Genomic DNA, 25,248 nt, shown 5'->3' with positions numbered 1-25,248 from the left:
AATCTTACCTACATAGTTAAAATATTTTCACTTCTTGAGTAGGCTTGCGGGAGAATAGCTGTGCTATTTGAAAGCAGGTCCGGTCGACCCGTTAAAACGATCAATGAGTGCTGGTATGGACTAACTATACCGGAATCAGGGTGGTACCACGGTCTTTCGTCCCTTTTTTTAGGGGGATGAAAGACCTTTTTTTGTTGGTCTAGTTACTCATTTTTAGGAACACTCATAAAAGGATAAAAGTCAGGAGATGGAAAAATGCAAATTATCGATGATTTAAAAGCCATTGAAAACCAAATCATGGAAGAAATTGATACAGCACAATCACTAGCTGATATTAAAGCTGTTCGTGTGAAATATTTAGGGAAAAAGGGTCCTATTACGGAAGCCCTACGCGGTATGCGTGATTTATCAGCAGAAGAGCGTCCAAAAGTTGGTGCTTACGCCAATGAATTGAAAGCAAAAGCTGAGGGCAAGTTAAGCGAAAAAGAAACCTTACTTTCTGCAGCAGCTTTAGAAGCCCAATTACAAGCGGAAGCAATTGACGTTACTTTACCTGGTGAAAAACCAACAACAGGAACTAAGCACGTTCTGACACAAGTCATGGAAGAAATTGAAGACTTGTTTATTTCCATGGGTTACGAAGTGGTTGAAGGGCCTGAAATTGAATCTGATTTCTATAACTTTGAACGCATGAACTTACCGAAAGACCACCCAGCGCGTGACATGCAAGATACTTTCTACATAAACGACGAGGTCTTATTACGTACCCATACGTCACCAGTACAAGCACGTGCGATGGACGCCCACGACTTTGAGGCGGGCCCATTAAAAATGATCTCACCTGGTAAAGTATACCGCCGTGATGATGATGACGCGACGCATTCACACCAATTCCATCAAATTGAAGGTTTGGTTGTTGACCGTAATGTGTCACTTGCTGACTTAAAAGGGACTTTAGAATTGTTTGCCCGTCATATGTTTGGGGAAGAAACTGAAGTGCGTTTACGTCCGTCTTATTTCCCATTCACTGAGCCATCTGTTGAAATTGATGTTACTTGTTTCAAATGTGGTGGCGCTGGCTGTAACATCTGTAAACAATCTGGTTGGATTGAAATCCTAGGTGGTGGTATGGTGCATCCTTCAGTACTTGAGATGGCTGGTATTGATTCTACTGAATACACTGGTTTTGCCTTTGGTTTAGGACCTGACCGTGTGGCTATGTTGAAATATGGTATTGATGATATTCGTCATTTTTACCAAAATGATTTACGATTCTTAAAACAATTTACGGAAGAGGGGTAGCAATAAATGAAAGTATCATATAATTGGTTAAATGAATTTATCGATCTTGCTGACTTGAATCCGCAAGATATTGGGGAACGTATGTCACGTACTGGTATTGAGGTTGACGGCGTGAATGCCTTAGGTACTGGCTTGAAGAAAATTGTTGTGGGCCACGTATTAACTTGCGAACCACATCCAGATTCTGACCACCTGTCGATTACGACTGTTGAAGTGGGCGAAGATGAGCCTTTCCAAATTGTCTGCGGTGCGCCAAATGTGGCTGCAGGTCAAAAGGTGATCGTTGCCTTACCAAACTCTCGTATTGCGGGTAATGTGAAAATTAAAAAAGGTAAAATGCGTGGTGTAGTTTCTCAAGGGATGATTTGTTCACTTGAAGAAATTGGTTTCTCAAACAGTGTCGTTCCTAAAGAATACGCTGACGGCATTATGGTCTTACCTGAAGAAGCACCAGCTGGTATGGATATTGTAGAATACCTAAAATTAGATGACCCAATCATTGAATTAGATATTACACCAAACCGTGCAGATGCCTTCTCTATGCGTGGTGTAGCTTGGGAATTAGCGGCTGTTTACAACCGTCAACCAAACTTTGACTACACAGATATCACCAAATATGAGGGTAAAGATTTAGCAGGTGCGATTGACTTGAAAGTTGCAGACACTGAATTAGTGCCTGAGTACAATGCTTTCTTGGTGAGAAATGTCACTGTTGAACCTTCACCATTATGGCTACAATTACGATTAATGGCTGCTGGCATCCGTCCAATTAATAACGTAGTAGATATCACTAACTACGTTTTACTAGCAAATGGCCAACCATTACATGCCTTTGACTATGATAAATTAGACCATAAGGTAATCGAAACGCGTCTAGCTAAAGAGGGCGAACGGATCGTCACGCTTGATGAAGTGGACCGTCCCTTACTAGATTCAGATATCGTCATTACTGATGGTGAAAAACCAATTGCATTAGCTGGTGTCATGGGTGGGTTAGATACTGAAATCGATGAAAATACAACAAATGTATTGATTGAAGCAGCCAACTTTGAACCAATCCATATTCGTAAGACGGCTCGTCGTAATGGCTTGCATTCTGAATCATCTATGCGTAATGAACGTGGTATTAACAAGGCAACAGTTGCTGAATCAGGTGCATTTGCAGCTGAAATGATTGCTGACTTAGCCAAGGGTGAAGTGGTAGAAGGCTCTGAACGTGTATCTGCCATCGACTTAACCCCAGTTCAAGTCACCACTAGCCTAGCTTACGTTAACAAACGTTTGGGGATGGACTTATCTTATGAAGACATCCAACAAATCTTCAAGCAATTACAATTTGAAGTAGCGGGTAACGGCGACGAATTCACTGTTTCTGTACCATCTCGTCGCTGGGATATTAGCATTCAAGCTGACTTAGTTGAAGAAATTGCACGAATTTATGGTTATGATAAAATTCCTTCTCGCTTACCGGCTGTTAACGCACAAAATATGGGACTTACTGACTGGCAAGCTTTCAAACGTCGTACCAATAATCAAATGTTGGCTGAAGGGTTTAACCAAGTGATTGCTTACTCATTAATTGGGGACAATCAAACGGTATTGGAAATGGCGAACGCGAAACCAGTTGCGCTTGACTTCCCAATGTCAGATGACCGTCGTTTCATGCGGACAAATCTTTTAAGTGCCTTACTTGAAATTGTTCAATACAATGTAGCCCGTAAAACTTCTGATGTCGCTATTTTTGAATCAGGCCGTGTCTTCAAATGGGCCGACGCTGACCTACCCGTTGATGAAACACATTTAGCTGCTGTTTGGACAGGTAACGCACAAGCGAAAACTTGGAGTCACCAAGCGAAAGCTGTTGATTTCTACGACATGAAGGGTGTAGTTGAAAGCATTTTAGATTCATTCAACCTTGATGTGGCCGTAACATTTGAAGCAACGTCTGAATTGGCAGATATGCATCCAGGCCGTACCGCCAAAATTTATGCAGTTGGTCAATCTGACGAACGTGTTGAATTAGGTTACATTGGGCAATTACACCCAAGTGTTGCTGACAAACATGACTTGAAAGATACCTTGGTATTTGAAATTTCATTAGATGAAATTTACGCCTTACCAAAAGTAGATGTGAAACAATCAACAATCCCTAAATTCCCTGGTTCTGACCGGGATATCGCTTTCCTTGTGTCTGACCAAGTATCGAATGCGGATGTTGTGAAAACTATTCAAAAAGCTTCTAAAGGTGGCATCTTAGTCGATATCGAAATCTTTGATGTTTATCAAGGTGAAAATATTGAAGATGGTAAGAAATCACTTGCTTACAGCTTGAAATACTTGAACCCACAAGCCACTTTAACAGATGAAGAAGTAACGAATGATGTTGCTCGTATCACTGAAGCGTTAACAAACGAATTATCAGCTGAAATCCGTTAGTATTTAGCTGAGAACACTTGAATAAACTAGCACAAGCGCAATGACGTCCGGTTAACTTTAATCGTGGCTTCATTGCGTTTTTGTGGTTAAATAGAGGTATCGTATGCCTTTTGAAAAATCGCTTTCGATAATCAAGCTTTTTCCAGAAGAAAATAAATGCATTTAGAAAGTAGGAATTATCATGCAATACTTTCAATATTTCGTCGCCGACCTTGGCACCACCAACTTAAAATTTGCCTTGATGGAAACCCCATACCGGGTATTGGATACTATGGAAGCCCGCAATTACATTCAACGAGATAGCGAGGGCAAGCATGAAAGCGATCCGCTAGTCGTTTTCCAACAATTCGTGGATTTACTTAAAGCAATGCAAGCCAAGTACCCCTGGGTCAACACTTTAATATTTTCAAGCCAAATGCATGCTTTGCTTGCAATGAATGAAGCAGGTGACATTATGCAAAACACCATGACTTGGGCAGATTTGCGGGCCAAGCATGTGGCGCAGGAAATGCAAGCATCAGGTCTAGCGGCCGCCTTTTTCGCTGAATCAGGGACGCCAATCCATGCCATGAACCCGTTTGTGAAATTAGCTTATCTAAACCAGGACCGTCCGGCATTATTTACAGATGAAACAGTCGTATTTATGGACATCAAGGCCTATATTATCCGTCAGTTAACGGGAGAATTTGTGATTGATAGGGCAACGGCATCTGCTATGGGGCTGATGAATTTAGCCCAAAATACTTGGTCAAAAGACTTACTAAAGGTGGTCGGCCTGACTGAAAACCAATTGCCGAAATTAGTCGATTCAACCAAAGAATTGCCTGTAAAAACTAACTTTATCAAGGCCTTAGGGTTAGCTGATAACTTCCACATACTATCAGGATCAACTGACGGCGCCTTGGCCAACCTATCTAATTTAGCCTACGCCATTCAAGGGGACCATGAACTTAGCCCATTCGTTTTATCTTTTGGGACCTCAGCAGCTGTCCGGACCTTAACTGACCAATTGTCCTTGCATGAAAGTGGCCGGATTTTCACCTATATCGCGGACGACCAACCCCATTATATCGTCGGTGGGCCAGTTAATAACGCCGGCAACGCATTAGACTGGTGTCATCAACAATTTGGCTTTAGGGCTAGAGGGGAATCTTTTTCAGATATGTTAGCCACGCTTTTGGTACATGATTTTTCAGCTAGCGGCCCTTATTTCTTGCCATTCTTAAACGGAGAAAGAGCGCCGTATTGGAATGCCTACTTACAAGCTGAATTTAAAGGGATTCAAGGGCACACGAGCCAGTTGGATATGGCTAAAGCTGTCTTTGAAGGGGTCTTTTTTGAAATTCGCCAAGTGGTGGATATGGTCTTTAAGACCGTTGATTTAGAACAAAAAATGATTCAGGTAAACGGAAAAATATTTAAGGACCCTAAAATAGGGCAATGGATCGCAAATATTATGGGGATAACCTTGCAATATGTTTCAAATGACGATGCAAGCTTGATTGGGGCCGGTGTGCTTGTAGAAGGGCCTAACTTATGGCAAGACTTGTCATTTACAACTAAAACGCCAGATGGACAAATGGCTGACAAATACAAAGAAAAATTTTTGATGTATCAAAAATACGCAGACTTTGCTGACCAAATAACGAAAACGATTTTGTATTAAAAACAGCATATTTGCGTTCAAAATTGGGCGAATAATTGATTGAGCGTCTGCTATGTAATGTCGGCACATCTTTGCAGTATTTGTTATGACAAATGTTTCGGAATTGTGTAAAATAAGGATAGTAAGCGTTTTAAATTTCTGAGGAGGAATGTTAAAAATGGATATGTTTGATAGCTTAAAGGCCAAGATCCAAGATAAAAATGTGCGTGTCGTTTTCCCAGAAGGGTATGATGAGCGTATTCTAGGAGCTGTTGTGCGTTTGAAAGCTGAAGGGATTCTTGAACCGGTTTTATTAGGTAACCCAGAAGAATTAAAAGCAATCGCGCATGATCGTGGCTTTGATATCAATAAAATTGAAGTTATTGATCCAAACAACTACGATGCATTCGACGAAATGGTTGAAGCTTTTGTTGAACGCCGTAAAGGTAAAGCTACTGAAGAACAAGCACGTAAAATTTTACGCGATAAAAACTACTTCGGTACGATGTTGGTATACCACGGTCTATGTGATGCCTTAGTATCAGGTGCCCGTCATTCAACAGGTGACACAGTTCGTCCAGCCTTACAAATTATTAAAACAAAACCAGGCGTTAAATCTACATCAGGTGCCTTCATCATGTTGCGTGGCCGAGATCAAGAGAAATACTTATTCTCTGACTGTGCAATCAACATTAACCCGGATGCAGAAGGTTTAGCTGAAATTGCCGTTGAATCTGCTAAAACAGCTGCGATGTTTGACATTGATCCAAAAGTTGCTTTATTAAGCTTCTCAACTAAAGGGTCAGCAAAATCCCCAGAGCAAGAGAAAGTTGCTGAAGCAACACGTCTTGCGAAAGAAAAAGCACCACAATTTGAAATTGACGGTGAATTACAATTTGATGCGGCTTTTGTAGAAGCAGTAGCAAAACAAAAAGCACCAGATTCAAACGTTGCTGGTCAAGCAACAGTATTTGTATTCCCAGAAATCCAATCAGGTAACATTGGCTACAAGATTGCACAACGTTTGGGTAACTTTGAAGCAATCGGCCCAATCTTACAAGGTATGGCGAAACCTATTTCAGACCTTTCACGTGGTTGTGTAGAAGAAGATGTTTACAAGTTAGCTATCATCACAGCTAACCAAGCCATCTTAGATGATTAGAGCGAATAAATAGGTTCTATAATAAATAGTGTTGGTGAGATTTCATGTTGAATCTCATTGACACTATTTTTGTGTACGCAAAAAGGACATGATATCCTTAATGCATGTAAACTACGACGAATACAGAAAGAAGGAAAGATCATGTCCCATACATCTATTATAAAACAACTCTGCGGTATTTTCGACAATAATATCGATATTACAATACCAAAATCTATGCATCTGTTGCCACTTGAAAAGTATCATGAAATAAATCATTTCGTTTTACATGGGGTTCTTACGTACAAGCCTAAGGCTTGTATGCACTGTGGTGTAAAGAATACTGGTAATCAAGATATCATCAAACATGGCTTTAAACCAGCTATCATTAGATTACCGAACACAGCTACTAATCCTGTTTTACTTAAATTACAGAAGCAACGCTTTTATTGTAAACACTGTGCACAAACTTTTATCGCTGAAACACCATTAGTTGAAAAATTTTGCTGTATTTCTAAAACCATTAAAAGTCAAATTAGCTCCGAATTGATTGAAACGCAATCTATGCGGTTAATCGCTAAACGTTATCATGTCTCTTCTCCAACAGTGGCCAGAACTTTAATGAAAGCAAGTATGGGACTATCACCTAAGGGAAATTATCTCCCGAATCACCTCGGTGTAGATGAGTTTAAATCGACTAATCGTGTAGCCAATGCAATGAGTGCTGTCCTTGTGGACACGCATAATAGAAGGCTAATTGATATTGTCGTTGATAGAAAACAAGCGTCGCTCATCGATTACTTTTCTTCTTTTACCTGGACTGCCCGAAACAGCGTGAAGACAGTTTCGATTGATTTATATACACCTTATCTAGAGGTCATTCGCACATGTTTCCCTAATGCGAAGATTGTCATTGATCGATTCCATATAGTAAAGCTGTTGAATGAAACAATCAATTCTATTCGTATTAAAGTGATGAATGCTATCAAAACAAGCCGTCCATCGGACTACAAAAAACTCAAAAAACAATGGAAATTGTTGTTAAAGAATGCTGAAGATTTAAATTTCACGGATACACATTATGTTCGTCAATTTGGTGAAGCAATATCAGAACAACGTATTGTTGATTATCTTTTGAGTATCTCACACGAACTTTTAGTTACTTATACCCTGATGAATGAATTAAAATATGCCATTTCAACTCATGATATCAATATTTTTAATGAAATCTTACATGGGACTAAGAACCACACTTTGCCAAGTCGTACGAGAAGAACCATCAAAACATTAGTCAAATTCTTGCCTTATATACACAACGCCTTAAAATATACTGTATCAAATGGTCCTACCGAAGGTATTAACAATAAAATTAAATTAATTAAACGAACAGGTTTTGGATATTCGAACTTCCATCATTTACGTGCAAGAATTTTAGTCCAATTCAAATTAAATTACAAACCATCCAATCCTAAACCATATACATTTGAGGGGATAGCAAGTTAACCCAGGGATAGTGGTATATTTTTGAATAAAGAGAATAAAGAGGACTGAAAGTATACGTCCTTAGCCGTGAACAAGCATGAAATCGAGACTAAGGCTCGATTTCAAAGTAGAGAGACCTTGGCTCTCATTGGTGCCACGGCTTTTAAGGAACGTACACTGAAGGATAAAACACCATTTGTTAGAAATGTTATCTCATTGGTCACTTCCCTTGCCTAAAGGCAAGTAAAAAGCCAAACACATCACAGCGTGCATGGCTTTAACTTTATTGATTTCTTAATTATTATTAAAAACTAAAAAACGTATTCGTGTGCTTTGAAATTATTTACCAACACTATTTGTAAAAGAACCAATAAATAAAGCAATATTGAAAGAGGAATGGCTTTTTTTGCTGTTTCTCTTTTTGTATGGGAAGAGGAAAATATTTTTTACCTAATAGGTTAAAATATTCCAATCTCTAGGAGGCTTTATTTTATAATGGGGGTAAGATAACATAGGCATGGGGTAATATTCTGGATTTAAGATACAAAAACCCATTGATCGAACAGGTTTGCACGAATCATGCGAAGGCAACCTGCGTCCAAGGTGATGAGTTTGTTATGGTACTGATGCGTAGAATCAGAGAATTAAAAACGGTTGGTAGTGTCAAAGAAATCAAAAATAGTTTGGGCACTTTCATCTATTAAAAGGGAATAGAAAAGACCAATACAACAAGGATATTATACAGCCATTTAGGTTGATATCGGAAAAATATGGTGCAAAGTGACACCTCCAGTAGAAAGGCGTAAGGTATTAATGGTTAACATGGATATGTCTCAAGGAGCATTTGCCAAAAGGATGGGTTTCAGTCAAAAACATGTCTCAAATTTATTCAATGGGAAAGGGAGATTAACATCGAAACAGCTTTGAAAAATGAAGAAAGAATGCTTGAATCTTGTAGTCTTTTTGATTTTTTAGTAAAGTAAGTGGAGATATTATAAGGGAGAGAAGGTGTCATATGACTTATACAATTGAATGGGCGAGTGAGGCTGATACAGATGTTTTTGCCCAAAAATTAGCCAACCAAGTGGAAGCAGGGGACATTATTTGCTTGGAAGGCAATTTAGGAGCGGGCAAAACCACTTTCACCAAATACTTTGCCAAGGCTTTAGGTATTGATCAAGCCATTAAAAGCCCGACTTACACGATTATTCGCGAATATGAAGACAACGACATCCCTTTATACCACATGGATGCGTATCGATTAGAAGAAACAGGCTCAGATAGTGTCGGTTTAGAAGATTATCTTAACGGCGATGGGGTGACCATTATCGAATGGCCTCAATTTGTAGCTGAAGATTTACCTAAAGATTATCTTTGGATAACCTTAACTGCAAGTTCTGAAACCAGTCGTGAGGTAACCTTAACCTATGAAGGCCCGCGTGGACAAGCATTGTATGATGGGGTAGTGGCTGACCTCGCTTAAGCTAACAGCCAATTTTACGAGTAGTCACATAGAAGGATTGAGACAATATGAAAAAAGAACAATTAGAAATTACGCTAGCAGATGCTATGCCTAAAGATGCAAAAGCCTTATTAGACTTCTACAAGGAAGTGGGTAGCGAAACTGACTTCCTTTCATTCGGTGAAGAAGGCTTAGGGATTAACCAAGAACAAGAAACCCGTTATTTGAAATCTTTACAAGAAGTGTTGAATAATCGTGTATTAATTGCACGATTAGGGGATGATATTATTGGTGTTGCAAGCATTGGGGCAGAACAACATGCTAAAGTGGCACATATGGGTGAACTAGGCATTTCCATCCTACGTCGATTCTGGGGACTGGGTTTATCCCGTGTCATGATGGAAGATATGATTGACTGGGCAACAGAAAATGATATCTTACGTTACTTACGTTTAGAAGTATCTAAAGATAATATGCGGGCCATTGGCTTGTATGAAAAATTTGGTTTTGAAGAAATTGGTGTAACCCCTAAAGGGATTTATCATGATAATGCCTTCCATGATTTAGTCATGATGGGCTTAGCAGTCGAAAACCAAGACCAAGCATAAGTATATCGCATAGCAAAAAGGTCGAGACCATTTCAGTCTCGACCTTTTAAAATTCATATACTACTTTAGAATGGCCATAGCGATCATTACAATTAATAGCATGACTTCAATTGTTACAAGGGACCAACGCCATTTATTGTCTTTTTCATTAAAGGCGAAAACCATGGCAATAATTGGAATAATGATTGATAGTGAGATGTTTGACCAAGCTAAGTCCGCTGCAGGACGGGCAATCTGCAAACCTGCGTAGATAAAGGTTAAAGCGAGCATCATTAAGGCATTTTGTCTGATTTTATTCATAGAGAGGTCCTTTCGTATTAAAGGTTGGGACAATTTGTCACTAATTAAAATAATACTATAACACGTTTTTAAGAGAATGTTAACGAATCTGCCACACAAACCCTTTAACCTAATGTAAAAATGCGTTAAAATATGTTATTATGAATTAGATTTAACTAGCAGTTTATCAGCAATTTTTGCTGTTTTTTTATTATTGCTAAATATATTACCAGGAAGGGTAATTTACCATGTTTTTAAACGATTTGCGTAAAGCATTTCCCCAATCAACGATAAAATTCAACGAACCATTAAATAACTATACCTATACAAAAACGGGTGGACCAGCGGATGTTTTAATTTTCCCAGAGACCCCAGAAGAAATCCAAGCACTTGTTCGTTTTGCCAATAAAGCCCACGAACCAATTTTAGTTCTTGGTAATTCGTCAAACGTAATCATTTCAGATGAAGGTGTGTCAGGAGTTGTCTTGATGCTGACTGAAATGGATCATATCCAAATTGACGGTACGCACATTAAAGCTGGCGCTGGCTCTAAAATCATCGATGTGAGTCGTTCGGCAGGTGCTGAAGGCTTGACTGGTTTTGAATTCGCTTGTGGTATCCCAGGATCCACTGGTGGCGCTGTGTATATGAACGCAGGTGCATATGGCGGCGAAATTTCTGAAGTCCTAGTTGAAGTGGACGTGGTCACAAAAGCTGGACGTATGTACACTTTGAAGAACGAAGATCTAAATCTCTCTTACCGACATTCTGACCTACAAGAAACAGGTGACATTGTGGTTGAAGCCCGTTTTAAATTGAAGAAGGGCGACCTAAAATCCATTTTAGCTAAAATGGATGAGCTGACTTACCTTCGTGAATCCAAGCAACCGTTAGAGTATCCATCATGCGGATCTGTTTTCAAGCGACCAGAAGGCCATTTTACAGGGAAACTGATCCAGGAAGCTGGATTACAAGGCTACACTATTGGTGGTGCACAAATTTCGAAAAAACATGCTGGTTTCATCATCAACGTGGGTGGTGCTACGGCAACTGACTATATTAACATGATCCACCATATTCAAGAAGTGATTTGGGACCTGAATAAGGTAGCCCTAGAACCAGAAGTGCGTATTTTAGGTAAACGGTCTAAATACGATACAGTGGATGCTGCTTTCGGCAATTAGGGATTCGCCAGCTATTTGATAGGATTCATATAACCATTCGCACGTAAATATTATTGAAAGGGGCATGGATTTATGTCCAATCCTTGGATACAATTTAAAAATATGTCGTTTACCTACGAGGGTGCAGGTAGACGGGCATTGAAAAATATCAATCTAACATTCTATCGCGGTGAAAAAGTGTTGATCATCGGGGCTAATGCCTCAGGTAAATCCACCCTAGTACGCGCCCTACGTGGAAAATTAGCGACCGACGAATTTCAAGGGACTATTGAAGGAGAGATTATCAATTTCGACCTAGAAATGGAAACTATGGACGCAACAGCTATGGCTGATGCGGTCGACCATCACTTGGAGGAAACCCTAGAAGAAAACGGCAAGCGCAAGCGGTCAAGTGATTATATCCCTAATTTTTCGGAAGAATTAAAGCACCGTATCCTTGAACACCCAACCGAAGCAGATACAAGTATAGAGCGTCTTTCAGAAGGACAAAGAGACATTCAAAATTTTGTCAATAACGTCAACTATGAGCAATCCGTCTTTATTTTTGATGAGCCTTTAGCGAACTTAGCACCCCGCGCTGGGCAAATTTTCATCGATTTAGTAGATGATATTCACCATAATACTGACGCGACGATTGTCATGGTTGATTACCGGATTGAAGAAGTTTTATACCGTCCAGTTGACCGCGTCATTGTTCTTTCCGAAGGTCGGGTTATTTTTGATGGGGATTCAGAGAAATTATTAAAACGGAATATTCTGAACAGTTTAGGTATTGGCGAGCCATCCTATGTATCGGCGATTCGCTATACCGGCTATCCTTTAGAAAAGGTCCGTAACATATCAAATGTCAATTATATACATGGTCCAGACCTAAAACGAACCATTGAATCCTGGCTGATGACCGTACCAAATTTCGTCCAAAAACGTAGTGATGAATCCATTCTGACCCTTGATAATGTATCCTACACTTATCCATGGCGGGACCGGCCCACCTTGCGCAATATTTCCACTCAAGTTTTCAAGGGTGACATGATTGCCATTGTCGGGAAAAATGGGTCGGGTAAGTCCACGCTGGGTCAAATGATGGACGGAAACATCCGCCCGGATTCGGGCACGATGACTTGGTTAGGTGAAGAAGTCACTGACGATAACCTATGTCAAATGAAGCAGGAAACAGTCTATATCCAACAAAATATCGATCAATCCATCCTGGATTTCACTGTGAAAGACTATCTGAATGGGATTGCCGCTAATTGTAATTACTCCGCGGAAGAAGCAGAAGAAGTCATTCGAGATTCCTTAAAACGAACGGGTTTGATTTATGCTGCTGAACTACGAATTGGCCAGTTATCCTTTGGCCAACAAAAACGAATTATGTTGTCGTCTGCCTTAATCAACAAGCCATCACTATTAATTATTGACGAGCCTTCTGAAGGCCAAGACTACCATCATTATAATGAATTCATGCAGTACCTATATCAAATTAACCAAGAACAAGAAATTGCGATTATCATCAACACCCATAACACGGACCTAGTATTAGAATTTACTCGTCATGCTTGGGTGTTATCCGAGGGCGAATTAATCGCGGATACCCAACCTATTCGAATCGCCACGGATTACCGTTTAATCCAGAGAGCCTTCTTACGGGAATCAAATTTATATATCTTTGCCCGTCAAATCGGTTTAATCGATCCTTACAATTTCATCAAAAAATTTATGGATTATCATAGAGAAGTTAACCGTTAGTTAGGTGTGACTTTAATCAAACATAAGGGAGGGTGTTTAATGGAAGAAACAGTGGACGCTAAGTCCGAACGAATCAAGCTATCAATCCCTATTATCGTGGCGTATCTACCAGTTGGTTTAGCTTGTGGGTTACTACTCGCTGATGCCGGCTTAACCTGGTGGCAGGTTGTGCTGATGTCCAGTCTAGTGTTTGGGGGCTCCTCGCAATTTGTGGCAGCAGCCCTGATTGCACAAAATGCTGGTGTAATGGAAGTATTTATCTCAGTACTATTATTAAGTTCCCGCCAAGCCTTGTATAGTGTGTCTTTTGGCCCATACTTAAACCAAGCGCCCAATTTTAAGGTCGCTTGGTTAGGCTACATGACAGCAGACGAATCTTACGCCATCAATATATTAAAACTGCAGGATAACAATCCACAGAAACCATGGGCCATTAACGATGCCTTATTCGTCGCCACTGCAACATGGACTTCCTGGATCCTATTTACCGCTTCAGGTGCCTTGTTTGGTTTCTTCATTCAAATTCCTGATGTCATTTCAAACTTTGTCATGGTTGCTATGTTTATCGGCATTCTTGTCCCGAACCTAAATAACCGCATGATGCTCAACACCATGCTATTCACCGGTGTGATTGCCGTCATCTTGATGACTATTTTCCAATCATCTTATGTGATTATTATGGCCACAGCCATCGCCTTATCGGTCGTATTCTATTTCTTAAAACGTCAAGAAAATAACCGTGTAACATAGGAGGGGTATCATGACATTATTCGTAGTAACACTCGGCTTACTGTGCACCGCCATGCGCGTCGTACCAGCACTCGTTATGCGTAACAGCAAAATTTCTCCAATGGTATACAAAACAATGGCTTACCTACCCGTTATCATTTTTACCGCAATGATTTTCACCGACATATTTTTCTGGGAAAGCCACTTCAACCTCAACCCACTGGAGAACATCAAACTGATACCAGCACTCGTGTCCTTGTTCGTCGCCTACCGGTTTAAAGACATCATCAAAACCATCATCGCCGGCGTCGGCACTATCGCCATTTTATACATCTTCTTATAATTTTTTGAAAAAGGGTATAGCGATTCCAAGCTAGCCTCAGACCGTGACTCGAGGGCCATGGTCTTTTTTACTCTCGTCATTTGGCTAAATCCAACAATCCTTTGTCTAAAATTGTAGGGGGTGAAAGTAGCCCTTTTGTTTCGGCTCGGCTGATATAAATATGGGCAGCCTAATAAAAAGGTGCATGCAAAAAAAGTGCCTCCTCCTGTTGATTGGGCACTTTTTGGTGATTATTTAAATTGAAGTGATATTTGTATCGCATTTTTATAAAGGGGCTCTCGCACCTTGTAGTCGAGCTCAAAATGTCAGACTCGTGCCACTTCAGAAATAAGTTGCGTGATGTACCATCACTACATTTATTTCTTCCACTGTTACGAGTCTAAACGACATTTTTCACATCCTTATCTTAATTCTGGCTTCTTGAGGCGAAGTATTCGATATTGATTCGGCGGAGTCTTGACCATTCGGCAGGTTTGCCGGTAATCATTAAGTCTGTGTCACGCAGTTCGTTCAGGTTTTGGCAGTCCAATACCATCATCAACAAGCGCAATTGTTCGTCGTAAGACTTAACCATTTCAATCGTAGCGTCTACGCCTTCACCAAGGACCGAATGCAGGAATTGACCTGACATACCAACGGCAGATGCGCCTAGGGCAAGGGCCTTCATCATTTGCATGGGGTCTTTAATCCCACCAGAAGCAACGATGGCCGTCTGGCTCATCAAAGGTTGTGCCTCTAATAATGAAATAACGGTTGATTGACCCCAGTCAGCCATGTAGGCGAACTCTTGGTGTTCACGGCGGGCGTTTTCGATTTTAGCGAAATTCGTTCCACCAGTACCTGAGACATCGATGGTATTGACGCCTAGACTTTGTAGGTGGTGCATGGTTTGGTATGACATACCAAAGCCAACTTCCTTGACCATGACAGGACGGTCTAATTTTTCAACGATAGCGACGATATTATCTTCTAGTTTTCTGAAATCACGGTCGCCTTCAGGCATGACAATTTCTTGAGCCGTATTCAAGTGAATTTGTAAGGCATCAGCGTCTAATAAATCGACTGCTCTTTTGGCATCCTCTAAGGTCTTATCAGCGCCGACATTGGCCATCAAGAAACCATTGGGATTTACATCACGAATAATGGTAAAAGAATCTGCTACAGAAGGGTCTTTTAAGGCTGCAGAAACGGATCCTGAAGCCATTGGTAAATGACATTCACGAGCCACTTCAGCGAACATACCATTAATTTTTTTGGTCCATTCAGACCCACCAGTCATAGCATTAATATAGAAAGGACGGTCAAACTGTTGCTTAAACAAAGTGGTCGACAAGTCGATATTATTGAATTCTTGGTGGGACAGGGATGGGTGGACAAAGCGGACAGATTCAAAATCGGTTGGCGCTGTTTGGTATTGCATTTCAGCATTGTGCACGTGGGCATCTTTACGGTTCATACTATCTCTCCTGTTCATTTCTTTGCCAGAAAGCGAAGGGAAGAACGACTAGGTCGTTTTCTCGCCATAAGCCTTGGATGGCTCTGGCCTCATCAGCTTGACTAGAAATTGCGTAGGCGCAGTCTCCAGCTCCCGCCCCAGAAATTTTGGCGACGGTTTTTTCTGATGTGACTAACTTCAATGCTTTCTTAAAGGACTTGGTCAAATAAGGCTTATTCAATGTTTGGGTATAGGTTAAAATATTGTCGAAATTATCTTTAATCGCTGATTTGAATAAAGACCATTCATTCATTTGGATGGCTGCCTTAGCCATTAAAACTTGCCGTTTGGCCAATTGTTTAAAACTGGTCATGACTTCTTCTAGTTCTCGTTCAGAAATATGGTGGGCTACCATTTTTAATAAGTCTTCAGTCGATGCTTTTTCTTTAGACCAAACTAGGGATAAAGTCCAGTCTGGGTCAACGGGCAATTGTTCAATCATCAACTCGGGCCAAAATTCTTCGATTAAAGCATGGATTTCTTGTCCAGTTGACTTGGCTTGTTGGTCAAACCATTCCCGGTCAAAGTTTTGGTAGTAGATGACACCAGTTTGGGTGCTGGCTGCGACATCTCCAAGTGATCCTACCATACCCAATTGCGCTTGGGTAATTGCGACCAGTTTAAAGACCCGGTAGACCCACTGCGATTCCGTAATATCCTGGTCTAATTTGTAGAATTTCAATAAGGCTGAAACGACAGCCACTGAGATGGCACCAGATGATCCTAAACCATATTTAGTCCCGTCAGCCGCGTCCAAGTCAGACTGAATTTTCAAATCAAAGTAATCTGGTGTCGCTGCCGATTTCATGCCGGTTGCTTCCGCATATGCCGTCACAGTTTGCAAGGCTTGCCAAATTAGTGGGAATTCTCCAGCTTCTGGGTCGTTAGAAACGACTTGTCCATTGACGTCGTAGGTCCAAGCAATTGGATGGTCAGCCTGGTTGGTGATTAAGTAGCCATTTTGCCCAGAATTTACCTCTAAAGTGAGGTGTAAGAAGGCGTCAACAGTCGTTAATAAGGCAGCTTGGCCAGAACTCACCACTGCATATTCGCCCGCAAGGAATAATTTCCCCGGTACGGCCACCTTGATGGCGTCTGTATCGTTATTCGTATGGATTATCGTGCTATCATTATAAGATTGCGCCATCGTCATACTCCCATCTATCTAAGGGTTTAATCCCAGGTCCAGCAGTTGTTTGGATAAAGTTCATATCTTTAAACCGTTCTGCAAAAAAGGCTTCCACCTCGTCCATCTGGCTCGCTTTACATAAAACTTTCACGTTCGGTCCAGCGTCAATTGTATAGTAAGCCAACACACCAGTCGCGCGTAAATCTTGGACTGCTTGAATGGCTTTAATGGTATCAGGTTCGAAATAGGTGAATGACGGATCAGAAGCCATAGTTGTTGCATGCATCCGCATGGCGTTGGCTTCAGCGATTTCACCCATCAATTGAAAATCTTGCTTGGCAATGGCCGCTTTAATCCGTTCTAAATCGATCATGTTTTGACGGACCCATTCAGGGTAGAAAGGGGACGTCTGCATGGTATGGGCCATCCCTTCACGAGAAGAAACCCGTTTCTCAGCGGTATTAATGGCCATAATGACCATGCCAACATCCCAACTGGCGTCGTCAATTTCAACTGCCATAGAGTTTTCATTGGTCGTCCCTTTTTGCCATTCAACAAAGCCACCGAAAATGGACCGGGTTGCTGATCCAGAGCCCTGTCGTGCAAATGTTGATAGGGCCTGGTCAGAAATTTGATCTTCTAAATTCAAAGCCTGTCTAGTAGCCGCCGCTAAGGCCGAAAATGCCGATGAAGAAGAAGCCAAGCCTGCCGCAGTAGGCACATGATTGACACTTTCTACTTTAGCCCGCAAGTCTACGCCAGCTTCTTGTCTAAACATATCTAAAAACTTGCTAATTTTCGCAGTCTCTGCCTCATTTCGCAATTGATTATTTAAATAAAAAATATCCGCATCCAATTCATTTGAAAACGTCACGCGCGTGTCTGTATACAAAGCGTCTAAAGTGAGCGACAAACTAGATGTAGTGGGGATAAACAGGTCCTTATTCGCCTTACCCCAATATTTAATTAATGCAATATTGGTGTGCGCCCGGTAAGCGCCTTGAAAAACTGACATCTCGATTCTCCCTCAAAAAATTTTCTTTCCCTATTATAACCGATTTCTACAGATTACGCCCACTATTCGCCGACATTATCATCTAAAGGTGATGATTTAAAAGGCACCACCCAGCTCGCTACCGCCATATTTTCTGTTTTTAAAGCTTTAGCCAAAAGGGCAGCCTTGTCCTTGCTGTCACACAAGGCGAAATAGCAACCGCCACGGCCACCACCAGTTAGCTTGGCTGCGCCGGCCCCATTCGCTTCCGCAAAAGTCACGCCGGCCTCAAGTTCGGGGCTGGATACCTGTAAAGCCCGCAAATGCTTGTGGGCTTCCTTAAATGTGCGACAAATAGCCGTAAACCACTGGTCATTGGCCATTTTGGCAGAATCTAATTCAACTAAATCAATGAAGCGCGTAGCAGCTTCACCAAGCTGACGCAAGTTATGTTCAACAGCTTGTCGGCGGGTAATAAAAGCTGAATTCAAACCAGCTGCCACATCTGATACCGCATTTTTAGTGTTACCATGAATACCAGTATCTGCAACAACCAACCAATAAGGGGTTTCAAAATGAACAATCGTCATTGGTTGATTTTTTTGATAAATCAAAGGGACACCAAGACCAGCTACGCGTGCATCCAAACCAGACGGATTGCCGTGACTAATTTTTTCAGATAAGTCTACGTATTTTAATAGTTGGTCTTCTGTAAGGGGGAGGTCATAGTAATTGTAGAAAGCGCGGACCAAAGCTGTTGCCATAGCTGCTGAAGAACCCATACCACGCTCAGCAGGTATAGATGAGTGGATATTGATCAGCCAGTGACGCTGGTTTTGGGTCATTAAATCCGCCCGCAATTGGTCATAAACAGCTAGCAAGTTCTGTAAATCAGATGGTGCTTGGTGGAGTGGTCCTTCATATAGGTCACTCACCAAATAAGCATTGGTTTGGATCTGTTCAATGGTCACTGTCATTTCTACCGCATGGAAGGGTAGGGCTACAGATGGATACCCATGAACCACGGCATGTTCACCTATAACAATGATTTTCCCGTTGGCTTTACCAGTCGCTTTTTTCATACTTTCACTCCTATTCTGTTCTATTATATACAATATTTACAGAGGCCAACACCTTTGAAAACGAATTAAATATAAATTTAGCAAATTATTAAAAATTGTCCGGGTAGATTCCGAACAATATTTCATTATCATTGATAAATTCCTAGTAATCACAAATATTAAATGCTAGAATAAAGATGAAATTCGAAAAAGGAAGTGAAAACATGAGTGTCCAACAATCAATGCAAGATATTGAAAAAATCATTGTACTTGATTACGGTAGTCAATATAACCAATTGATTACCCGTCGTATTCGTGAGTTAGGCGTTTATTCAGAACTATTATCACATAAACTAACAGCTGACGAAATCATGGCGAAAGGTAATGTTAAAGGAATCATCCTATCTGGTGGTCCAATGTCAGTGTATGCAGACGGTGCTTTTTCAATCGATGAAGCCGTATTTGATTTAGGTATCCCAGTTTTAGGGATTTGCTATGGTATGCAATTAATGACATTTAAAAATGGTGGGGTAGTCGCTCGATCTGATAAACGTGAATATGGTCAACAACCATTATTCATTGACAAGACAGATTCAGCCATTTTTAAAGGATTAGAGGCAGAAGAATTGGTTTTAATGAGCCATTCTGACCGTATCGAAGAAATTCCAGCAGGATTTGAAGTCACTGCCCGCGGTGAACACAGTCCAGTAGCAGCCTTTGAAAACACAGAAAAACAATTTTACGGTTTCCAATTCCACCCAGAAGTACGCGCATCAGTTCACGGTAACGACATGTTACGCAACTTCGTCTTCGACATCTGTGGTGCAGAAGGATCATGGACGATGGAAAAATTCATCGACATTAAAATCCAAGAAATTCGTGAATTAGTTGGCGAAGGTAAAGTATTACTTGGCCTTTCTGGCGGGGTAGACTCATCTGTTGTTGGTGTATTATTACAAAAAGCCATTGGTGACCAATTAACTTGTATCTTCGTAGACCACGGTTTATTACGTAAAAACGAAGCGGAAGAAGTAATGGAAACACTAGGTGGTAAATTTGGTTTAAACATCATCAAAGTAGATGCTGAAGACCGCTTCCTAAGCAAATTAGCAGGCGTATCTGACCCAGAACGTAAACGTAAAATTATCGGTAACGAATTTGTTTACGTATTTGATGACGAAGCGCAAAAAATTAAAGACGTTGATTATTTAGCGCAAGGTACTTTATACACAGACGTTATTGAGTCAGGTACAGATACAGCGCAAACCATCAAGTCTCACCATAACGTTGGTGGCTTACCAGAAGACATGACTTTCTCATTGATCGAACCTTTAAATACCTTATTTAAAGATGAAGTACGTGCAGTAGGGACAGAACTAGGTATGCCAGATAAAATCGTTTGGCGCCAACCGTTCCCAGGGCCAGGTTTAGCTATCCGTATTATCGGTGAAGTAACACCTGAAAAACTAGAAGTCGTTCGTGAATCTGACTTCATCTTACGTGATGAAATTAGAAAACAAGGTCTAGAAGGCGACATCTGGCAATACTTTACAGTCCTACCTGGTTTCAAATCAGTAGGGGTAATGGGTGACGAGCGTACTTACGAATACACAATTGGTATACGTGCCGTAACCTCAATCGACGGTATGACATCTGAATGGGCACGCATCCCTTACGACGTATTAGACACCATTTCTAAACGTATCGTAAACGAATGTGCACACATCAACCGCGTAGTCTTAGACATTACGAGCAAGCCACCTGCAACAATCGAGTGGGAATAAAAATAAAAGACCTTACTAGCATTGGTTTAACAGTGTTTGTAGGGTCTTATTTTTTACTCTGATACCATATTGATACCATTTAGTAATTCGGCTACTTCTTGGTGAGCAGAGCTCCAAAGGTGTGAGTATGTGTTTAAAGTAGTTTGAATATCTTTATGACCTAAGCGTTGCTGAATGACCTTAAAGTTAATGCCTTGTTTAATTAGTAAACTAGCGTGGCTATGTCTTAAATCATGGACTTGTATTCTTGGCAAGTCTGTGTGTTTAGAAATCATTTGAAGCTGCTTAGCTAGAGTATCTTTTCTCACGTTTGGAAAAATTCTATCGTCAGGTTGATAATCATATAAGGTTTCTAAGTAGGTATCAAGCATATCTAATATAAATTGCGGAATAGTTATATCTCTGATTGATGTGTCTGTTTTAGGTCGGTTGATTACGTCTTTCCCACGTAACCGCTGATAAGATTTGTTAATCGTTAATATCTTATTTGTATAATCAAAATCGTTAGCAGATAAGGCTAGTAACTCACCAACTCTTATACCTGTGAAAAATAATAAGTGGAAAGCAAATCTATATTGTAAGGTGGGAAAACTATAAGTCGTTTGAGAATCTCTAAAATCATAATATGCCATTGCTTTGTTAAACTGTTCTAATGACCAATAATTCTTTTCATCCGCGTGTTTCTTACCTATTGATCCAATCGTATGGATGGGGTTTGATTCCAAGCCGTAGTATTTGACTGCATAATTCAGAATTGCGGACATTTGATTATTAATCGTTTTAATGTAAGTTTGGGAAAATAGCTTACCATTATCATCTTTCAAACTTAAAATTTGATTTTGCCATTTGCGAATTGTTCGTTCATTTATTTTTGAAAGTTTTGTGTCACCTATAAGGGGTGTTATCTTACTATTAATGATACTCCGTTTGTTGTCCATTGTAGATTCTCTTAGTCTATGAGACATATCGTCAAGATAAATTTCTGTTAGTGAATTGAACGTCATGTCAATTTCACCAGTTTCTTTATTCATAAATTCTCGTTCAGCTTCAAGGGCTAGTTTCTTGGTTTTGAATCCACGTCTGACTTTACGCTTATTTGCACCGAAATCATCTTGGTATCTGATACTGAAATACCATTTTCCAGTGTTCTTATCTTTATAAGCTGGCATACAATTTTCCTCCTGTCTGTGGTAAAATGCAGGTACACAAAAAGCATACACTTAGTGCATTTTGTTAAAACTTCAGTAACCTCACTCTCTGTCCGCCAAGATAGGAGAGTGGGGTGTTTTTTATTTTTATGCTATAATTCAATTGAAAGAGGTGAATCTTATGTTATCCGGAAAAAGTATTTATAAGCAGATGCGCAAAGACTATATTCACAAAAGTAAGGAACATAAATTATTCAAAGAAAAAAATACTATAGAGATGGATAACAAAAAGATTCGTCTCGAGAGAATGCGAGAAAATAATGATAAAAAATTATCAATTATTCGAAGTAAACAGCAATAGGCTTAACGTAGTAGTCATTAACACTAATTAAATCAAATGACGATAGAATAATATCAGAAATTATAGAAGGAATTGAACCAATGTTATTTGGTTGAATATCTTCTATTTTTTTATCTTGGCTCCATACAGAGTCTACTTTTGAGATAGTTAATCCTAAAATGACTGCCTTTCTATTAGAAAAGGATAGTGCATTAATTTGACTAACATTATTTCTTAAGTATTTTTTATCAAGTAAGATAATTAAGTTGTCCATTTTAAATATTATAGTTTCAGGATACAATTTTTTTGAGAATTCACTTAAGTCATTGATGATTTTAAAAGGGGTAGTACTTTCAGAAAATTTTTCAAGTAGACCATCTCTTTGTTTTTCTAACTGTTTAATACGTGTAATATTATTTTTGCCTTTTTGCTTGTACAGCAAATTAATTTGAGCTTGTATTTGATAAAACTCTGTTTGTTCAGGGTTAATAATGCCTTCAATTTCAGTTATATCTGAAACCTGTGCAAGATATTCGAAATCAATTATTTTAAAATTTCCAGATAATTGAAACATATCTCCAACTTTCAACTCGGATTTATTTGATACTAAATCATCATTGGAACTAAATTTTTCGATTAATAAGTCGACCGCATAATCATGAAACGCACTTTCTAATACGTCTTTTTGACTCTCGGTTAAACCTTCAGATTCGCTATTACTAATCTTTCCTCCAAATGAAGTTCCTACCCCGGCCGGCATTACGCTTACATCTCCATGTACATCATGATTAGATGTAGTAGAATTGTTATTAGAAAGTTGTTCTTCATTAGATGATTTTATGGGTAGTCCTTCATATGCTTGAGCTAAGTTTGAATTAAGTAACTCAGTATCTAAATAAATATAGTCTTTCATTTGATTCCTCCCAATTACGCTATATTAAATTTACAACTTTGAGATCACCTACTCTGACCAAGAATAGGCTGATGTCTTTTTGCTATATGCTATTCCGCTATTTCAAAATTGTGTTGGCCAATTTCTTCGCCCATAATGCCTTGAGTGGCAATTAGGGTTACTGGTGTAGTTTCATCAGTTAAGTAATATCCCCAAGCGTTAGAAACTGTTCCACCTTCTTTAATTGTTTCCATCTGACTATCTAAGTATTGTTCATCAGGTAAAGAAGCAACTTCCAATTCATTTATAACATTTGGGTCATTGTCTTGAACTGCCGTAAAAATAGCCATCCATGCTGACATTGCATTGATATCATCTCCAGACTTATTAGTTGCATCGTACCAAAAAGCAATTACTGGTGACTCACCATATTCATTACCTGGTTCTCCAATAGGAATAACATGATAATCAGTGATTTCTACTTTTACATCCTCAATTTCTGCAACAGTGCCATCAAACGTCCATTCTGAAGAAGTCGTTTCTTCAGGTGCTACACTTTCAGTACTGCTTTCTTCAGAAACACTTACCTCTTGGCTAGTTGAAGTAGATGATTCTTCAGCACTTTCAGATTCATTAGCCCCACAAGCAGCTAACGCAAACACAGATAAACCAACTAAAACCAATTTCTTCATAATCAAAACTCCTCCTATATGATATAATATATTTAACCAATAAACGTCCTACCAATCTAACCGACTGGTAGGGCTTTTTTTTGTTTTTATTTTCTCATCAACAACACTGTTCTGACTGCATCTTCACGAACATTCTCTCTACTTTGTTCTAGCCATTTATTAATTTGGAATGCATCATATATGAACCAAATAATTGTTGGAATTCCAAACATCCAACTAGATAGAAACAGCGTCACAGCAATCATCCCAAACCCTGAACCAATTTTTCCAAAGTAAAATCTATGACCTCCAAAACTAGCTAAAAAGAACCATAATAACCAGGCTACAAGTGGTTTCTTAGCATCATTTGACACTTTACGTTCTACATAATCACGTTCCTGTAAATCTAAGTCAGCCAAATCCACAATTGAGTTCGATCTAGCATTAAAGTTTTCTGTTTTTGGTTCATATGTTTTTCTCGACATTTCTATTTATCCTCCCTAAATCTTATCCTTCACAACGTACATTCTAATCGCGTCAACAACTATGTTAACTGGTAATCCGAAATCTTCAGCTATTTCATAATCATGAACAGGATCAAAAGAATGTCGATATTTCTTTAATTTATCAACAGATATTAATTGCTCATAACTCCATAATCTTGCTTTGTATTTCTCTTTCATATCTGAGTAGTCTACAATATCCCCAACCGTCATATGATAATGTCCAATTTCTTCCATTAAAGTCGCTAATTTATCTTCATAAGAAATTTTATTATTTATATAAATTGTTTCATTATCAATATAACCAAATAACTTTAGGGGCATATCATCTTTAAAAATATATTCAAAATTGTCATACTTTGACATAATTTTTCTAACTCATTCAGTATAATCCCCTACCTTTTCGATTTAATGTAATTAATATAGTCTAGTATCTCCTCCATTTCCTCAGGCGTAACATCATCAGCAATGTGTGCTGCTAGTAAACCTTGTGATTTCTCTTTAGAGGTATCGACATTATCTAATAATTCATCAGTAGAAACACCAAAAAAATTTGCCACTTTTAGAAGTGGTTCAGTGTTTGGCATATATGTATTCCACTTAGAAATAGATCCATTCGATAATTCTAAACGCCTTTCTAATTCTGCAATAGAAATATTTCTTGCTTTAGCAAGGTCTTTGACTTTATCATAAATTCTCATATTACCCTCCGAATTTATTCTGATATTATTATTTCAATAGAATATATTCTGTGATAATATGTATTTGTACCTGAGAAGTACACAAATACAGACGGCTAAATTCGCTTTGGTAGAGCGGTTAAGTCGTTACTCCTCCGGATTCCTGTGCGAATTCGGTGGGGTTATTTATC

24 protein-coding genes and 1 other annotated feature (1 of these 25 cut by a window edge) are annotated in these 25,248 nt (G+C 39.5%); of the genes, 13 read left to right on the top strand and 11 right to left on the bottom strand.

What is annotated here, in order from left to right; genetic code table 11:
- Positions 1-167 (top strand) — a binding site (T-box leader) (it extends 63 nt beyond the left edge of the window).
- A gap of 88 nt (positions 168-255) precedes the next feature.
- The 8 genes from pheS (at position 256) to AWM76_RS06485 (ending at position 10,076) form a co-directional block, all read left to right on the top strand.
- Positions 256-1,302, top strand: coding sequence for a phenylalanine--tRNA ligase subunit alpha (gene pheS, locus AWM76_RS06515; protein WP_003143824.1), 1,047 nt, complete (start codon positions 256-258; stop codon positions 1,300-1,302).
- A 6-nt stretch (positions 1,303-1,308) separates the two neighbouring features.
- Complete coding sequence (gene pheT, locus AWM76_RS06510; RefSeq protein ID WP_003143823.1) at positions 1,309-3,738, top strand: phenylalanine--tRNA ligase subunit beta; 2,430 nt, start codon at positions 1,309-1,311, stop codon at positions 3,736-3,738.
- 181 nt (positions 3,739-3,919) lie between these two features.
- Complete coding sequence (locus AWM76_RS06505; RefSeq protein ID WP_003143822.1) at positions 3,920-5,404, top strand: gluconokinase; 1,485 nt, start codon at positions 3,920-3,922, stop codon at positions 5,402-5,404.
- A 157-nt stretch (positions 5,405-5,561) separates the two neighbouring features.
- Entirely contained in the window at positions 5,562-6,545 is a 984-nt protein-coding gene (pta, locus tag AWM76_RS06500; protein ID WP_039936052.1) for a phosphate acetyltransferase, read from the top strand.
- 141 nt (positions 6,546-6,686) lie between these two features.
- Complete coding sequence (locus AWM76_RS06495; protein ID WP_060779331.1) at positions 6,687-8,027, top strand: ISL3 family transposase; 1,341 nt, start codon at positions 6,687-6,689, stop codon at positions 8,025-8,027.
- A 792-nt stretch (positions 8,028-8,819) separates the two neighbouring features.
- Positions 8,820-8,933 carry a helix-turn-helix domain-containing protein gene (locus tag AWM76_RS11230; protein ID WP_107127078.1) on the top strand — a complete coding sequence of 38 codons (114 nt, stop codon included), beginning with the start codon at positions 8,820-8,822 and terminating at the stop codon, positions 8,931-8,933.
- Positions 8,934-9,021: 88 nt separating this feature from the next.
- A complete protein-coding gene (gene tsaE, locus AWM76_RS06490; RefSeq protein ID WP_003141188.1) occupies positions 9,022-9,489 on the top strand; it encodes a tRNA (adenosine(37)-N6)-threonylcarbamoyltransferase complex ATPase subunit type 1 TsaE in 468 nt (155 codons plus the stop codon).
- Positions 9,490-9,536: 47 nt separating this feature from the next.
- Positions 9,537-10,076, top strand: coding sequence for a GNAT family N-acetyltransferase (locus tag AWM76_RS06485; protein ID WP_003141190.1), 540 nt, complete (start codon positions 9,537-9,539; stop codon positions 10,074-10,076).
- Between the two features lie 60 nt (positions 10,077-10,136).
- Here the strand turns inward: AWM76_RS06485 and AWM76_RS06480 are convergent, their stop codons facing one another.
- Positions 10,137-10,376, bottom strand: a complete 240-nt coding sequence (locus tag AWM76_RS06480) for a hypothetical protein (protein WP_003141192.1) — start codon at positions 10,374-10,376, stop codon at positions 10,137-10,139.
- Between the two features lie 227 nt (positions 10,377-10,603).
- Here AWM76_RS06480 and murB point away from each other — a divergent pair, with 227 nt between their 5' ends.
- From murB to AWM76_RS06460, 4 genes are all read left to right on the top strand, one after another.
- Positions 10,604-11,539, top strand: coding sequence for a UDP-N-acetylmuramate dehydrogenase (gene murB / locus AWM76_RS06475; protein WP_003141193.1), 936 nt, complete (start codon positions 10,604-10,606; stop codon positions 11,537-11,539).
- Positions 11,540-11,611: 72 nt separating this feature from the next.
- The gene (locus AWM76_RS06470; protein WP_003141195.1) at positions 11,612-13,288 is read left to right on the top strand and encodes an ATP-binding cassette domain-containing protein; all 1,677 of its coding nucleotides are present in this window, start codon (positions 11,612-11,614) and stop codon (positions 13,286-13,288) included.
- Positions 13,289-13,327: 39 nt separating this feature from the next.
- On the top strand, positions 13,328-14,038 hold the full coding sequence (locus tag AWM76_RS06465; RefSeq protein WP_003141196.1) for an AzlC family ABC transporter permease: 711 nt from the start codon (positions 13,328-13,330) through the stop codon (positions 14,036-14,038).
- 10 nt (positions 14,039-14,048) lie between these two features.
- Entirely contained in the window at positions 14,049-14,360 is a 312-nt protein-coding gene (locus tag AWM76_RS06460; RefSeq protein WP_003141197.1) for an AzlD domain-containing protein, read from the top strand.
- A gap of 406 nt (positions 14,361-14,766) precedes the next feature.
- Here AWM76_RS06460 and fni read toward each other — a convergent pair whose 3' ends face one another.
- The 4 genes from fni to mvk all read right to left on the bottom strand — a co-directional run bounded on the left by fni (position 14,767) and on the right by mvk (position 19,060).
- A complete protein-coding gene (fni, locus tag AWM76_RS06455; protein ID WP_039934716.1) occupies positions 14,767-15,816 on the bottom strand; it encodes a type 2 isopentenyl-diphosphate Delta-isomerase in 1,050 nt (349 codons plus the stop codon).
- A gap of 1 nt (position 15,817) precedes the next feature.
- Complete coding sequence (locus AWM76_RS06450; protein ID WP_003141199.1) at positions 15,818-17,002, bottom strand: phosphomevalonate kinase; 1,185 nt, start codon at positions 17,000-17,002, stop codon at positions 15,818-15,820.
- A complete protein-coding gene (gene mvaD, locus AWM76_RS06445) occupies positions 16,986-17,999 on the bottom strand; it encodes a diphosphomevalonate decarboxylase (RefSeq protein ID WP_003141200.1) in 1,014 nt (337 codons plus the stop codon). The genes AWM76_RS06450 and mvaD overlap by 17 nt, the downstream gene beginning before the upstream one ends.
- A gap of 62 nt (positions 18,000-18,061) precedes the next feature.
- On the bottom strand, positions 18,062-19,060 hold the full coding sequence (mvk, locus tag AWM76_RS06440; protein WP_003141201.1) for a mevalonate kinase: 999 nt from the start codon (positions 19,058-19,060) through the stop codon (positions 18,062-18,064).
- A gap of 203 nt (positions 19,061-19,263) precedes the next feature.
- Here mvk and guaA point away from each other — a divergent pair, with 203 nt between their 5' ends.
- The gene (guaA, locus tag AWM76_RS06435; protein ID WP_039934718.1) at positions 19,264-20,823 is read left to right on the top strand and encodes a glutamine-hydrolyzing GMP synthase; all 1,560 of its coding nucleotides are present in this window, start codon (positions 19,264-19,266) and stop codon (positions 20,821-20,823) included.
- 53 nt (positions 20,824-20,876) lie between these two features.
- On the opposite strand, the gene AWM76_RS06430 is transcribed toward guaA, so the two are convergent.
- From AWM76_RS06430 to AWM76_RS06400, 6 genes are all read right to left on the bottom strand, one after another.
- Positions 20,877-21,992, bottom strand: coding sequence for a site-specific integrase (locus AWM76_RS06430; RefSeq protein WP_003141203.1), 1,116 nt, complete (start codon positions 21,990-21,992; stop codon positions 20,877-20,879).
- 317 nt (positions 21,993-22,309) lie between these two features.
- Entirely contained in the window at positions 22,310-23,224 is a 915-nt protein-coding gene (locus AWM76_RS06420; RefSeq protein WP_003141206.1) for a DUF6414 family protein, read from the bottom strand.
- Between the two features lie 89 nt (positions 23,225-23,313).
- Positions 23,314-23,895, bottom strand: a complete 582-nt coding sequence (locus AWM76_RS06415; RefSeq protein ID WP_003141208.1) for a DUF5067 domain-containing protein — start codon at positions 23,893-23,895, stop codon at positions 23,314-23,316.
- A gap of 86 nt (positions 23,896-23,981) precedes the next feature.
- The gene (locus AWM76_RS06410; protein ID WP_003141209.1) at positions 23,982-24,359 is read right to left on the bottom strand and encodes a TM2 domain-containing protein; all 378 of its coding nucleotides are present in this window, start codon (positions 24,357-24,359) and stop codon (positions 23,982-23,984) included.
- A gap of 15 nt (positions 24,360-24,374) precedes the next feature.
- The gene (locus AWM76_RS06405) at positions 24,375-24,743 is read right to left on the bottom strand and encodes an ImmA/IrrE family metallo-endopeptidase (protein WP_003141210.1); all 369 of its coding nucleotides are present in this window, start codon (positions 24,741-24,743) and stop codon (positions 24,375-24,377) included.
- A gap of 29 nt (positions 24,744-24,772) precedes the next feature.
- The gene (locus AWM76_RS06400) at positions 24,773-25,078 is read right to left on the bottom strand and encodes a helix-turn-helix domain-containing protein (RefSeq protein ID WP_003141211.1); all 306 of its coding nucleotides are present in this window, start codon (positions 25,076-25,078) and stop codon (positions 24,773-24,775) included.
- Positions 25,079-25,248 lie beyond the last annotated feature (170 nt).

Origin of the sequence: Aerococcus viridans, assembly GCF_001543285.1 — a bacterium.
Lineage (GTDB): Bacteria > Bacillota > Bacilli > Lactobacillales > Aerococcaceae > Aerococcus > Aerococcus viridans.
Note: the sequence above shows the minus strand (reverse complement) of the source record. Positions and strands in the feature narration are given on the sequence as shown.